Source organism: Paenibacillus mendelii (assembly GCF_024498075.1).
GTDB lineage: Bacteria > Bacillota > Bacilli > Paenibacillales > Paenibacillaceae > Paenibacillus_Z > Paenibacillus_Z mendelii.
Window position 1 is genome coordinate 1 of sequence record NZ_JANHOF010000012.1, and the last position, 13,563, is coordinate 13,563.

Consider the following 13,563-nt stretch of genomic DNA (forward strand, 5'->3'; position numbering starts at 1 on the left):
CGAGGTGGAAGTGCAGCAATGCATGCAGCTGACGAATACTAATCGGTCGAGGGCTTATCCTAACGAAACATCCAGCTTTAGAGTTGCGCAAACTCGTATCCAGTTTTCAGGGTGTAACACCATGTGTAGGCTGACAAGCTCAGCTGAATCGATGGATTACACACAACGCTTGGCTGCGTTGTGTACCTGACTTTACCGGCTGCCCCAGCTGTGGTAAAGGATTTATATGATGGGGTCATTTGTGTGGCGGCATAGCTCAGCTGGCTAGAGCGTACGGTTCATACCCGTGAGGTCGGGGGTTCGATCCCCTCTGCCGCTACCATACATGGAGGCTTAGCTCAGCTGGGAGAGCATCTGCCTTACAAGCAGAGGGTCGGCGGTTCGATCCCGTCAGCCTCCACCATCAAACATATTGCGGAGCCGTGGTGTAGAGGCCTAACATGCCTGCCTGTCACGCAGGAGACCGCGGGTTCGAATCCCGTCGGCTCCGCCATTTCTGGCTCGGTAGCTCAGTCGGTAGAGCAGAGGACTGAAAATCCTCGTGTCGGCGGTTCGATTCCGTCCCGAGCCACCATTTTTTGTACAAGCTTCTTTATATCGTGGAGGGCTAGCGAAGTGGCCAAACGCAGCAGACTGTAAATCTGTTCTCTGACGAGTTCGGTGGTTCGAATCCATCGCCCTCCACCATTCCCTTACTTCGTAAGAGCCATTAGCTCAGTTGGTAGAGCACCTGACTTTTAATCAGGGTGTCGTAGGTTCGAGTCCTACATGGCTCACCATTGTTTTACAACCAACAACCTGTAGACCTTTGTCTACAGGTTTTTTGTTATGTATATTACATTTCATTCTTTTCATTCACAGGGTTCATTCTTAACGGGGGTAATTTGTTAAAGGCAGGGCAAACTGATGACTAAACAGGCTCCGTTCCTCGGGAGGAATCGTCATGCAGTATGTCATCGCCGCCGTCGCAAGTTTTGGAATTGTTTTTCTATGTGTTCCTCTACTGCGAAGGCTTGCTCTGCGCTTAGGATTTGTTGATCGGCCAACGGCAAGGAAAATTCACCGGAAGCCGGTACCGCTGATGGGAGGTGCCGGGCTGTATCTGGGCATTGTTCTGTCCCTGTTTCTTTTTCAAGGTGCAAAGCCTCTCAGTTTGACCATCAGTCTGGGCGGGGTGTTCCTGGTTGTGATCGGATTGCTGGACGATGCGGCGAAATCAAAGGGAAGGGATTTTCCGGTCTGGCCACGGATTATTATCTATGCCGGTGTTGCTACGGTTCCACTCCTATTCGGCATTCGAATTGTAGGCCTTTCGAGTCCGGGAGGGCTTATTGTACTGCCGGAGTGGTTCTCGAATTTTGCCTCCATCGCTTGGGTATTTGCATTAATTAATATGATTAATTTTATTGATGGCGTCGATGGTCTCGCCTCGGGGGTATCGACCTTGTCGTCCATTACGCTGTTTATTGCGGCTGTCTATAAGGGACAACTCGATACGGCGCTGCTCGCTGTCATCCTGGTTGGAGCTTGTATTGCGTTTCTCATCTTTAACTTCTATCCGGCACGGATATTTATGGGCGATGCTGGGGCCACCTTCTTGGGGTACACGCTCGCAGTCATAGCGGTTGATGGCGCGTTCAAAAGCGCGACACTGGTTACCGTAGCTGTCCCTCTGCTAGCGCTGGGCGTACCGATTCTGGATACGACCGTCGTCATGCTCCGCCGCCTGTTGTCCGGTAAAGGACTCCATCGGGCAGACAAGCTCCACACCCATCATATACTCATGCGGTGGGGACTGACACAGATTCAGACAGTTTCATTCATCTACTTAATTGCAGCCCTTTTTTCCTTGCTGTCCATCGTGGTACTCCTTGCTCTAAGCTGAAATTAGACTTGATGTATGTTACAATGACCTAAAATAGAGAGCTGTATGCTCACATGATAGGGGCTAACCGATGAGTGAAGCTAACTGGATGGAGCAATTGGAGAAGGTAATCGCACGACCTATCCGTCAGCTGCAGGTGCCTATACAAGAGTGGAATAATCTTGTAAGCGCAACTGATGAAAGCCACAGGCTGTATTTACAAAAGAATACGGTTTCACCCGGCGATTGCATGAAGCTGCCGACCGGTCTTCTATGGTTTGCGGTTCGTGGATTGGATCTCAACATGGAAGTGATTGAGGTGGATTCGGGGTCGCTGACGGAAACGGAGATACGCTTAATATCTTGGACGCTCTCGCAATTGAAGACGGTCCAAGCGCCGAGCTATGCAGGCCTAACGGATTCGGAGCGCCATGCCAATGAATTGGGCGCCTGGATCGTGGAACGGCTGGACAGTGGGGACATCCAAACCTCTGTGCCAGATCGGCTCGTAGGCAGGGGTAAAGTGTTTACCACAATGATTCCCTTTCTTCTTGTAAGTGAACAGACAGAGCTAGGCCGGACAAGCTATAGCGAGCTGGAGAAGCTGCTTCGGACCTTTCTGGCCGAAGAGGTCATGCTGATTCCGCTGCAAGAGCAGGAGTGGCTGGTGCTCGGCCCCGTATCACTTATTCGGGATGCACAATCGGAGGACCGGGAAGACGAATCGGAGGAGTCGCTTGAAGAGAGTCTAGCCTCCATTGCCATGGGCCTTCACGAGATGTTAGCCAGTGAATGGATCGGCGAGTGCCATCTCACGGTCTCTCATCCGATATCCCCGATCCATTCTATTGTCGCCACGGCAGCTCTTCTGCGAGAGACGGTTAATCTAGGGCGTGCTTTTCATGTCGGTACGAACATTCATTTTCCGTGGCTCCTTCATTTGGAGCGATTGCTGAGTACGATTCCAGAAATACAGCGGGTGCGATTCGTAGAACAAGCCTTGAAACGAACCGATGTCTTCTTAGAGCCCGAAATATTAACGACGTTAGAGACGTTCTTCTCACTGGACTGTAACGTTAGCGAGACAGCCAAGAAGCTGTATATTCATCGGAATACCCTCCTGTACCGGCTGGATAAATTGAAGCAAGAAACAGAGCTGGATGTGAGGCAGTTCCGGGATGCTGTTCTCGTAAAAATCATATTACTATTGTACAAAGTGACGAAAAGGAAGTAGTTTTTTTGTAAAGTTTGTGCATAGTAAACAAGTACTGCACTGATATAAGATAAGTATAAGGATGAACAACTACTCGTTTAGGGGGAAATTAGCATGGCTGGTGTACGCTTAGAGCATGTTTACAAAAAATATTCGGGTTCAGATAACGCTTCTGTTAAAGACTTTAACCTTGACATTAAAGACAAAGAATTTCTAGTTCTTGTCGGTCCTTCCGGTTGCGGTAAATCGACGACGCTGCGGATGATCGCAGGTCTTGAGGAAATTTCCGAAGGTAAACTGTTCATCGGCGAGCGTCTTGTGAATGACGTTGCTCCGAAAGACCGCGACATCGCGATGGTTTTCCAATCCTACGCTCTTTACCCACACATGAACGTGTACCAAAACATGGCCTTCGGCCTTAAACTTCGTAAATTCAAAAAAGCGGAAATCGACAAACGTGTTCGTGAAGCCGCTAAAATTCTAGATATCGAGCATTTGCTTGAGCGTAAGCCAAAAGCACTCTCCGGTGGTCAACGTCAGCGTGTCGCGCTAGGCCGCGCTATCGTTCGTGAACCACAAGTCTTCTTGATGGACGAACCGCTTTCTAACTTGGATGCTAAACTCCGTGGTCAAATGCGCGCGGAAATTTCCAAACTGGCGAAACGTCTTGAAACGACCGTTATCTACGTAACACATGACCAGATCGAAGCTATGACAATGGGCGATCGCATCGTGGTTATGAAAGACGGTATCATTCAACAAGCGGCTTCACCGGAAGAGCTGTACAACCATCCAGTAAACATCTTCGTAGCCGGCTTTATCGGCGCGCCTTCGATGAACTTCATCAACGGTTCGCTTTCTGATCAAGGCGGAGGTGTTCGTTTCAAAGCGAACAACATCGACGTTTTGGTACCAGAAGGCAAAGCACAATTGCTTCGTGAAAAAGGCCTGATCGGCAAAGAAATCATCGTAGGCGTTCGTCCAGAAGATTTCCACGAAGAGCCAGTATTCTTGGAAGCTTCTCCACAAACGCTAGTTACGGCTCACGTAGAAGTTGCAGAGAACCTCGGTCACGAGATGTACCTGTACTTGAACGGACTAGGCAAAGATACCGTAATCGCTCGTGTTGACGGCCGTTCAGGCGTTAAAGAAGGCACGAACGTGAAGCTTGCGATCGATATGAACAAAGTTCATGTCTTCGATAAAGAAAGCGAACTGAACGTGTTCGAAGTTTAATTAACTTCATCGACGAGAGTGATAAGGCAGTCATCCATTAGGATGACTGCTTTTTTATTTTGCGGAAAACCGTTTACGCAGGTTCTCCGTCTAATCCATGTTGGCGGTTCGAGAAAGAGGATAAGCGGTAGTTACCGCCTTGGAGGATCGAATGAATAAGAAACAGTTGGCAGAAGCTGCTGCTAGAGGGGATGAACAAGCGTTTCTGCAGTTAATGAATAACGAGAAGCAGCAGATGCTGAGGATTGCATACGCCTATATGCGGAATGAAGCAGATGCATTGGAGGCTATCCAAGAAACCGTGTGCCGGGCATGGCTTAAACGAAACAGTCTAAAGAAGCCGGGCTATATCTCGACATGGCTCATTCGTATATTAATTCATGTCTGTACGGATGAGCTGCGGCGTCGTAAGCGAACGATTCCTGCGGATACGCGGCAAGAATCCCTGCAGGGCGGGATGGAGTCCGATCATCACTCGCTGGATGAAACAGATGCTGCAGAAAACCGGTTAGATATTGCTTATGCCGTAGAACAGCTGGAGGGGCCCTATAAGGATGTCATTCGACTCAAATATTATGAGGATATGACGATTGTGGATATTGCCGACATTCTGCAGCGGCCGGACGGTACGATTCGAACATGGCTTCATAAAGCGTTGAAGCAGCTGCGCAAGTATATGGCGGACAGAGGAGGTGCGAAGGAACGATGAACGAGAAGCAAGGACGCATTCCGAACGATTCGAATGGGGAACAGGCGGCGCAGCACGGGGAAAACAAGAAGCGGGAGAAAATAATGATGCAAGGTGAGAGTGTAGAGCAGCCGGAGGTGGAAATGGATGAAACCAAACTAGTTGAATCCTTGCGAGGGGAAGGACTCCGGTTGGAAGCCATAGCATCGGGGATATCGGAGGTGAAGGTGGAGGAGGCTATTCGCCGTGGTTTAGAGCGGGGGAAAGAAAGGTCTAAGCCCAGACGCCGATGGCGCATCGGCATGGGGATGGGGGCGTCGATAGCCTGCTTCGTGCTTCTCTTTGCATTCACGGTCAGGGTATCCCCGGTCTTTGCCAGTGCCATGCGGGACATTCCGGGTATTGGGGCATTCGTCAAGCTGGTTGAGCATGATTCTGCTCTGATGACTGCAATCGATAAGGATTTTATCCAGCCGATCGGCAAGACCGTTGAGAAGAATGGCGTGCAATTGACGGTTGAGGGCATTATTGCCGACGAGCGAAGGCTGGTGGTTCTATATACCTCCAATGTAACCAAGGGGTGGGGCGAAACCCGCGTGAGCTTCAGCTTCTATGACGAGCAGGACAAAGAACTAACCGGAACGATCATGGCCGACTATAGCTCTGTGGGCAAGACAGCAAACGAACCGCGTGAGGCCCAGGACATGGTGGACCTGCAGCTTACCAGCTCTGTTAAGATGCCGAAGCAAGTGAAAATGAAGGCGATGGTTAACGATACGGAGCTGGAGGTTCATTTTCCAATTGATCATTCCCGGTTCGAAGGGCTCTCTCAAGAAATGGAGATCGGCAAGACGGTCGAAATTGACGGGCAGAAGATCACCTTCGAAAGCGCGAAGCTCTCTCCGCTGCAGCTTGAGGTAGTCGTTCGTGACGATCCGGCTAACAGCAGCCGGGTGAAAGGGTTTATTCGAATGGTGATTGAGGATGAGCGAGGGGAATCCTGGCGTTGGACCAACTCGTATGGACTTCCGGAAGGCGGGAGGGTCTACCACTTTGAGAGTAACTACTTTAATCGTCCGAAGCAGCTGATGATTAAGGCGGATGGTATATTCACCGTAGCGAAGGAATCCAAGCTTATTGTCGATACGGAGAAGAAGAAGATTATCGAGGCTCCGGACGGACGTGTCATACTTGAGGCTGTCGAAGGGAAAGAGGATCACCAGCTGCTGACGTTCTCGATTGGACAGTTGGATGAGGTCGAGCTGATTAATGCTTCGTACAATCTGGTTGGATCTAAATTTACAGATGGAACCGGCAAGCAGCACGAGCTTGCTTCGATTAACAATTTTATGAGCGGGTCCTTCGAATCGGGCCAGAACAAGAAGAATGTCTATGTCCCGCTGCCCAAGGGTGATTATCCACAGCCGCTCACCTTTCAAGTGGAAGATTATCCAGGCTATGTGATGAAGCCGTTCGAGATCGAAATCAATCCCTAGGGCAAGTGTGATGAAAAGCATCGAAAGTAACGGCAACGTTGCGTTCGATGCTTTTTTTCGATACGATGATCATATTGGAATTTTTTTATAGAGCTCTGTGTCAGTATGCAGCAGGTAATGATTGTGAGGGAGGCCGAACCATGGCTAAGAAGGTAAAGGTGTCCGAGCTTGTCCAGCAGTTTCAGCTGGAAATCGTAAGTGGAGAAGACGGACTGCGTCGCAGTATTACGGTAGACGATTTATATCGGCCTGGGTTGGAGATGGCGGGTTATTTTCATTACTTTCCGGGGGAACGGGTACAGATTCTCGGTAAGACTGAGCTGGCTTTCATGGAAACGCTGAGTAATGAAGAACGTGTGGATCGTATCGGACGATTATGTGACGATACAACGCCTTGCTTTATCGTAACAAGGGGGCTGGAGGTGCCGCGGGAGCTCATTGACGAGTCGAACCGCACACAAATCCCGGTTCTCCGCAGCACTGTCGCCACAACGATTATTTCAAGCCGCATTACGAACTTCCTGGAGCGCAGGCTTGCACCTTCTGCAACGATCCACGGTGTTCTGGTCGACGTCTACGGCGTTGGGATGCTGATTACAGGCGGCAGTGGGATCGGTAAGAGCGAAACGGCCCTAGAGCTGGTCAAGCGCAGTCACAGGCTCGTTGCCGACGATGCGGTTGAGATTCGTCAAACCTCTGACGGTCAGCTGCACGGCAGTGCACCGGAGCTGATCCGGCATCTGCTGGAAATACGCGGACTAGGCATTATTAACGTCATGACGCTATTCGGGGCGGGGGCCGTCCGCAATATGAAGCGGATTAGCGTGGTGATCAAGCTCGAGAACTGGCAGCCCGATAAGCAGTACGACCGGCTGGGTCTGGATGAAGAGCTGACGCGTATCATCGATACCGATGTACCGCTCGTGACGGTACCGGTCCGTCCGGGACGCAACTTGGCGGTCATTATCGAAGTGGCGGCGATGAACTTCCGGCTGAAGCGGATGGGGTATAATGCGGCACTGCAATTCACGAACAAGCTGACGGAGACCATTGCAGACGATACGGACGATTTCGATTGATAAAGGAGATACATACGCATGATAGGACTTCGTTTAGATCCAATCGCTTTCGCGCTTGGACCGATTACAGTTCATTGGTATGGCATAATACTTGGCACGGCAGCGCTGGTCGGTTTATTGCTGGCGGTTCGTGAAGGCAAACGGTTCGGCCTATCGCCGGACTTCTTTATGGATTTGCTCTTGTTCGGCGTACCGTCCGCTATTATTGGCGCCCGCTTGTACTTCGTAGCCTTCAAGTGGGAGGACTACAAGAATAATCTGCCGGCGATCTTTCAAATATGGAACGGCGGTATTGCGATCTACGGAGCATTGATTGGCGCATTCCTGTGCGGCTATTTCTATTTCCGCTACAAGGGCTACAGCTTCTTGCGTATCGCCGATATATGCGCACCTTCACTCCTTGTGGGGCAAATGATTGGCCGCTGGGGCAATTTCGTTAATCAGGAAGCGTACGGTGGACCTGCGGAAGAAAGCTTCCTGCGGGACACGCTCCATCTGCCAGCTTGGATTGTCGACCAGATGAACATCAACGGTGTGTTTCATCATCCGACGTTTCTATATGAGTCGTTATGGAATTTAGCTGGGCTGATTCTCCTGTTGGTGCTCAGACGCAGAGCGTTCCTCCGTGCCGGTGAATTGTTGATGTCTTATTTCATCTGGTATTCGATCGGCCGCTTCTTTATTGAAGCCCTGCGTACGGACAGCTTGGCATTCAAAGGGCCAGCATGGCTTGCGTCGTTAATGGACGGGCTGTGGTCGCCGATGACGCTACTGTTCGAACAAGGCTACCTGGATCCGGAATACGGGAACGTGCGGATTTCGCAGTTGATAGCGGTCCTTCTTGTTATCGCAGCTGTAATCATCATTATAATCCGCAGAAAAACTGGAGCTGCATCTGTGCGCTATAGCGATCCGATCATTTCACAGAAAACGGGTCTTCCTGCAGGTGTAACGGCCGAGCAGGCCGGTGATTCTGCAGCAGGAAAAGCATCCCAGCCGATTCAAAAGGGCGGCTCCGCGGGTAAGCCTACTGAGGCGGGAGCGGGACAGGAATCATCGTTATCAGGCCCTGAGGGCGAAGCGAACACGGAATCAGCGAAGAAGGAGTAACACGATGACAACAGGAATCCGTACGCTATTGTTTGATTTGGATGGAACCATTCTCGATACGAACGAGCTGATTATTCAGTCGTTTCTGCATGCGCTTGATGGTTTGATGCCGGCTGGTTTCGGACGGGAGCATATTATTCCAAGCATGGGACTGCCGCTGGCCGTTCAGATGCAAGGCTTCTCCAAGCTGGAAGAAGTATCGCATCTGGTATCGATATACCGCGAGATCAATCTGCGGCTTCACGACGAATACGTGAAGCCCTTCCCTTATGTGCAGGAAGTATTGGCAAGGCTGCATGCGGAGGGCTTCCAGATCGGGATTGTGACGACGAAGGCGCGGCTAACAACGGAGCGCGGCTTACGGTACACAAAGCTATATGACTATGTCGTGCCTGAGGGTGTCATTACAATCGATGATGTCGTCAATCCGAAGCCGCATCCCGAGCCTGTGCTCAAAGCGATCGAAGCGCTCGGAGCCGATCCGGCGACGACGATGATGATCGGTGACAGCACGGTCGATATCGAAGCGGCAGAAGAGGCCGGCTGCATATCAGTCGGTGTGGCCTGGTCGTTGAAGGGCGAAGTGAAGCTGCTTGAAAGCGGAGCCCGTCATATTATTCACGACATGAGGGATTTATACGAGTTAGTCGGATTGGAGCGGGAGCCGCTTGCGTAACGTAGAGCGTTATCCGGTCGAGGGACCGAACGCCCTGTGGCAAATGTACCGGACAGTCAGCAGGGTAAAGGCGGTCAAAAACTTTATCTGTATTCAATTTACCCGCTATTGTCCTTCACTGCCGGTCAAAAACTGGGTTTATCGGAATTTGCTCGGCATGAAGGTTGGTCAGCATAGTGCGTTTGCGCTGATGGTCATGGTCGATGTATTCTTCCCCGAGCGCATTAGGGTGGGGGACAACACGATCATTGGTTATAATACGACGATATTGACGCATGAGTATTTGATCCGGGAATATCGGTTGGGAGATGTCGTCATTGGCTCAGGTGTGATGATCGGAGCGAATACGACGATTCTGCCAGGGGTTACGATAGGGGACGGTGCCGTTGTTGCCGCCGGATCAGTCGTTCATAAAGATGTTGAGCCAGACGCATTCGTCGGAGGTAACCCCATCCAGACGATTACTCGGCAGTAGGGGGAGGCCAGCCTCAATCTATCTGCGGACGGTGAGCCGTTGCTGTTACACAAATGATTTGATAACTAGGGAAGGCGTGGGATATATTAGTAGGTATTCCGGAAAACGATACCCTGCGATACCGTTCATCAGCAAGTGAATACGGAAGAGTGGAGTGCCGCTACCGCCTCAGACGATGCAAGGAAGGGGATAAGGTATGGCCAAAAGAGAGACGGTTCGGGAATTGAATATCCTTCGCGCCATTGCAATATTTGGTGTATTGATGGTGCATGCAACTTCATTATCTGTAGCAAATCTCGTGAAACACGATTCTTTCTTCATCTACAACCTGTTGAATACGCTAGCGCTGTACTGCGTTCCGACGTTCGTCTTTCTAACCGGATTCACCCTCTTCTATAACTACTACGACCGTCCAATGTCCGGTGGAGACTGGTCCCGGTTCTTCAGGAAACGGCTTGTCTACATCGTCATTCCTTATCTATTCGCTTCTCTTGTCTATTACAGCGGCGTTTACTTTGTTCTTACCAGGCATCCCCTCAATCTAGCCAGCATCAATGAATTTATAAGACAACTCGGGGAAAGGCTCGCTACCGGCGATGCGTACACACATCTGTATTATGTGCTGATTACGATTCAGCTCTATGCGATGTTCCCCTTGCTGTTAGCTCTATTCCGCCGTTGGCCGCGGCTCGCGGCTTGGGCAATTCCGCTTGGATTTGCTGTGCAATGGAGCTTCTATGCCATGAATCGGTATGTTCTGCACATCCCGTCCAAAGGAACCGTTGCGTTCACCTACTTTGCACCTTTTCTGCTGGGGGTATTTATAGGCATCTATTATGAGCAGGTGCGGAAGTGGCTTCAGCCCGGTACATGGAGCCTTCGTTCCCGAAAGGCTGTCTGGACAGTGCTGCTGTGGGTCCTGTGGGCAGCCTCCGCTGCGTTATATGTTACGGTGTGGTATATAACCCGGATTGATAATAAAGCCCTTTATCACCTCTGGTACGAAGGCGGATATAATCTATTCACATTCACCTCGATTCTCGTACTGCTCCAAATCGTCTACCCGTTGTACCGGAAAGCGCCGAAGCAATGGGTCAAGGGGCTGGACGAATTAGGGACGTTGTCATTCGGGGTGTATTTGGTGCATCCGGGCTTCCTGCTGCTTTACCGGAAGCTTTCCCCGGCTGTACCGTTGAATTGGGTTTATCATGTATGGGTGGCAGGGGGGTTCATATTCGCGCTGGGAGCGTCCATTGCATTATTGGTCATCCTGTACCGTTACGTTGGGGGCATATCCTATGTGCTCGGCAATCTGCCAGACCGTTATATCGGGCGACATGGCCCGGCAGCGGCCCCGACAGATAGCCTCATGAAAATAAGCAAGGTAAGAAGGGCGAACCGGGGGCGATAAGCTTCCGGTCGCTTTCTCGTTAGGGGCATTTGCATCTCTAAGCTGCAGGACCTGATGGGGCTTCTATCGTGCAAAGCGGCAAGATCATGTATGCGGTTGCGGGGCGATACCGTCTTTCCGCTCCGTTGAACAGGAGGGTTATTCCTCTTGACGAAGATGGGCAGGCGTGGTACTATTACGACTAAATCCTTTATTTTGGCAGTATGGTAACATGGTAATACATTAACGCGATAAAGCGTCTGTAGGTGAACGAATGATGTCCAAACCGAAAGTGTTCGAGAAACCGATTGGGGTTAAAGATTACTTGCCGCATGCTGTCGTTAAGCTGAGGCAGATTGAAAACCAAGTGCTGGCATGCATGCGATCATGGGGCTATGAGCAGATCATGACCCCGACGATGGAATATTACGATACGGTGGGTGTCGCAAGTTCGACATCTGACCGCAAGCTGTTCAAGCTGTTGAATAACCGTGGTACAACGCTCGTTCTTCGTTCGGATATGACGGCGCCGATTGCCCGCGTTGTTTCGTCTGTGTTGAAGGATTCGCAGTTTCCGCTGCGTCTTTCATATCATTCGAATATATTCCGCGCCATTGAAGAGGAAGCTGGTCATGAGGCGGAATTTTTCCAGACGGGCGTTGAGCTGGTAGGCGATGCATCGGCAGAGGCTGATGCTGAGGTCGTGGCTTTGGCGATTGCATCGCTTAAAGCAGCGGGCGTGGACCGGTTCAAAATCGCTATAGGACACGTGGGATTCCTTAACGGATTGTTCGAAGATACGTTATCCGGACGGACGGACGCACAGGAAGAGCTGAAAGCCTGCCTGCTTGGACGCGATTATGTCGGCTATCGGGAACGATTGCGCGAACTGGCGATTGCTGAGCCCGTTCAACGTGAGCTGGAAGGGATCCTGCGTCTGCGCGGCAGTCAGGAAATATGCCTGCAGGCGCTGCAGTTAAGCTCGAATGCAACGGCCCAGGCATCGATTCGCCATCTCTTAGAGATGTGGGATGTATTGAAGGCATATGGCGTATGTGAGCACGTGCTCATAGATCTAACGATGATCGGCGACTTTTCCTATTACACCGGGATGACCTTCGAGGGGTACGCAGCTGATCTTGGATTCCCGGTAGCCAGCGGCGGCCGTTATGACAACCTGCTGAAGCAATTTGGTCGGCCGGCTCCAGCGACGGGCTTTGCGCTGAAGACGACGCGTATCCTGGAGCTGATTGGGGATAGCGAGAGCGACCTCGAGGAGCGAGTGCTGATCGGCTACAATGACGCCGGGAGAGCACTGGCGCTGGCTAAAGCGCAGCAGCTGCGTGAAGCGGGCACCGTCGTCATTACGGAGAAGATGGAACAATCGACTGCTGCCGAGGTTACGGCTGCCGCCGAGCAATCGGAGAACGGTGAGAAGGTTGTTTACAAAGGAGAAACGTTTGCGGCATTCATTCGTTTCTTCGGCGAACAGGAAGGTGCTTCGTTATGAGCAGGAATGTAAACGGAGGTATAGGCGCTGAAGCGCTCCAGACAAGCTCAGGCGGGCTGGAGACGATGGACATGGGCATTCTTGCAGCTGCTCTTGAAGCCAGTGGACGTGACCTGCTTAAGGTAGCTATGCCTAAAGGCCGTATCTATAAGCAGGCCTCGAAGCTGTTCCGTGAGGCGGGGCTCCCGATTCCGAGCGACTTCGACGATACGCGCAAGCTGATTATTGAGCTGCCGGAGGCGGGCATGTCGTTCATTATGGCGAAGCCGGTGGATGTGCCTACCTACGTTGAATACGGCGTGGCGGATATCGGAATCGTAGGCAAAGATGTGCTTATGGAAGAAAATAAGGATGTATACGAGCTGCTTGACCTCGGCATTGCGAAGTGTCGGATGTCGGTCATCGGTCTTCCGGACTGGAAGCCGGTCATTCATCCGCGCGTGGCGACCAAGTACCCGAATGTGGCTTCGCAATATTTTCGCGAGCTGGGCCAACAGGTCGAAGTCATCAAGCTGAACGGTTCGATCGAGCTGGCGCCGCTGATCGGTCTGGCAGACCGGATTGTCGATATGGTCGAGACCGGGCAGACGCTCAGAGAGAATGGGCTCGTCGAGATGGAATCGATCTTCGGGATTACGAGCAGGCTGATCGCGAACCGTGTTAGCTACCGGATGAAGAATGAAGCGATACAAAGCTTATGCGATAAGCTCCAGCATGTAATTGGCGCCAAGCCAAACGCGTAACAGCCATGGTGTGTCAGGCAGAAGACATTAATTATGTTAAGCATCGCCCAAGAGAATGCGGCGATTCGGGAAGGAGGCGAAGC

Annotated in this window: 12 protein-coding genes and 6 tRNA genes; all 18 read left to right on the plus strand. The window is 51.3% G+C overall.

Annotated elements, in window-relative coordinates; translation table 11 throughout:
• Window positions 1–245 precede the first annotated feature (245 nt).
• The 18 genes from NNL21_RS26135 to hisG all read left to right on the plus strand — a co-directional run bounded on the left by NNL21_RS26135 (window position 246) and on the right by hisG (window position 13,480).
• A tRNA-Met gene (locus tag NNL21_RS26135) sits at window positions 246–322 on the plus strand.
• 5 nt (window positions 323–327) lie between these two features.
• Window positions 328–403, plus strand: a tRNA-Val gene (locus NNL21_RS26140).
• A gap of 13 nt (window positions 404–416) precedes the next feature.
• Window positions 417–493, plus strand: a tRNA-Asp gene (locus NNL21_RS26145).
• A gap of 5 nt (window positions 494–498) precedes the next feature.
• A tRNA-Phe gene (locus NNL21_RS26150) sits at window positions 499–574 on the plus strand.
• A 27-nt stretch (window positions 575–601) separates the two neighbouring features.
• Window positions 602–687: transfer RNA gene (locus tag NNL21_RS26155), tRNA-Tyr, on the plus strand.
• 16 nt (window positions 688–703) lie between these two features.
• Window positions 704–779: transfer RNA gene (locus NNL21_RS26160), tRNA-Lys, on the plus strand.
• Window positions 780–943: 164 nt separating this feature from the next.
• Window positions 944–1,885, plus strand: coding sequence for an MraY family glycosyltransferase (locus NNL21_RS26165; RefSeq protein ID WP_204821442.1), 942 nt, complete (start codon window positions 944–946; stop codon window positions 1,883–1,885).
• 70 nt (window positions 1,886–1,955) lie between these two features.
• Complete coding sequence (locus tag NNL21_RS26170) at window positions 1,956–3,098, plus strand: PucR family transcriptional regulator (RefSeq protein ID WP_204821441.1); 1,143 nt, start codon at window positions 1,956–1,958, stop codon at window positions 3,096–3,098.
• Between the two features lie 93 nt (window positions 3,099–3,191).
• Window positions 3,192–4,313: an ABC transporter ATP-binding protein gene (locus NNL21_RS26175; RefSeq protein ID WP_204821440.1), complete on the plus strand. Its 1,122-nt coding sequence runs from the start codon at window positions 3,192–3,194 to the stop codon at window positions 4,311–4,313.
• A 151-nt stretch (window positions 4,314–4,464) separates the two neighbouring features.
• Window positions 4,465–5,022, plus strand: coding sequence for a sigma-70 family RNA polymerase sigma factor (locus NNL21_RS26180; RefSeq protein WP_204821439.1), 558 nt, complete (start codon window positions 4,465–4,467; stop codon window positions 5,020–5,022).
• On the plus strand, window positions 5,019–6,497 hold the full coding sequence (locus NNL21_RS26185; protein ID WP_204821438.1) for a DUF4179 domain-containing protein: 1,479 nt from the start codon (window positions 5,019–5,021) through the stop codon (window positions 6,495–6,497). The genes NNL21_RS26180 and NNL21_RS26185 overlap by 4 nt, the downstream gene beginning before the upstream one ends.
• A gap of 140 nt (window positions 6,498–6,637) precedes the next feature.
• Window positions 6,638–7,576 carry an HPr(Ser) kinase/phosphatase gene (hprK, locus tag NNL21_RS26190; protein ID WP_204821437.1) on the plus strand — a complete coding sequence of 313 codons (939 nt, stop codon included), beginning with the start codon at window positions 6,638–6,640 and terminating at the stop codon, window positions 7,574–7,576.
• A gap of 18 nt (window positions 7,577–7,594) precedes the next feature.
• The gene (gene lgt, locus NNL21_RS26195; protein ID WP_204821436.1) at window positions 7,595–8,686 is read left to right on the plus strand and encodes a prolipoprotein diacylglyceryl transferase; all 1,092 of its coding nucleotides are present in this window, start codon (window positions 7,595–7,597) and stop codon (window positions 8,684–8,686) included.
• 4 nt (window positions 8,687–8,690) lie between these two features.
• Window positions 8,691–9,362 carry an HAD-IA family hydrolase gene (locus NNL21_RS26200; RefSeq protein WP_204821435.1) on the plus strand — a complete coding sequence of 224 codons (672 nt, stop codon included), beginning with the start codon at window positions 8,691–8,693 and terminating at the stop codon, window positions 9,360–9,362.
• Complete coding sequence (locus NNL21_RS26205) at window positions 9,355–9,837, plus strand: acyltransferase (protein WP_204821434.1); 483 nt, start codon at window positions 9,355–9,357, stop codon at window positions 9,835–9,837. The genes NNL21_RS26200 and NNL21_RS26205 overlap by 8 nt, the downstream gene beginning before the upstream one ends.
• 196 nt (window positions 9,838–10,033) lie before the next feature.
• Window positions 10,034–11,248, plus strand: a complete 1,215-nt coding sequence (locus NNL21_RS26210; RefSeq protein WP_204821433.1) for an acyltransferase — start codon at window positions 10,034–10,036, stop codon at window positions 11,246–11,248.
• Between the two features lie 256 nt (window positions 11,249–11,504).
• Window positions 11,505–12,737, plus strand: coding sequence for an ATP phosphoribosyltransferase regulatory subunit (locus tag NNL21_RS26215; RefSeq protein WP_204821460.1), 1,233 nt, complete (start codon window positions 11,505–11,507; stop codon window positions 12,735–12,737).
• 71 nt (window positions 12,738–12,808) lie between these two features.
• Window positions 12,809–13,480: an ATP phosphoribosyltransferase gene (hisG, locus tag NNL21_RS26220; protein WP_204821459.1), complete on the plus strand. Its 672-nt coding sequence runs from the start codon at window positions 12,809–12,811 to the stop codon at window positions 13,478–13,480.
• The last annotated feature ends 83 nt before the right edge of the window (window positions 13,481–13,563 follow it).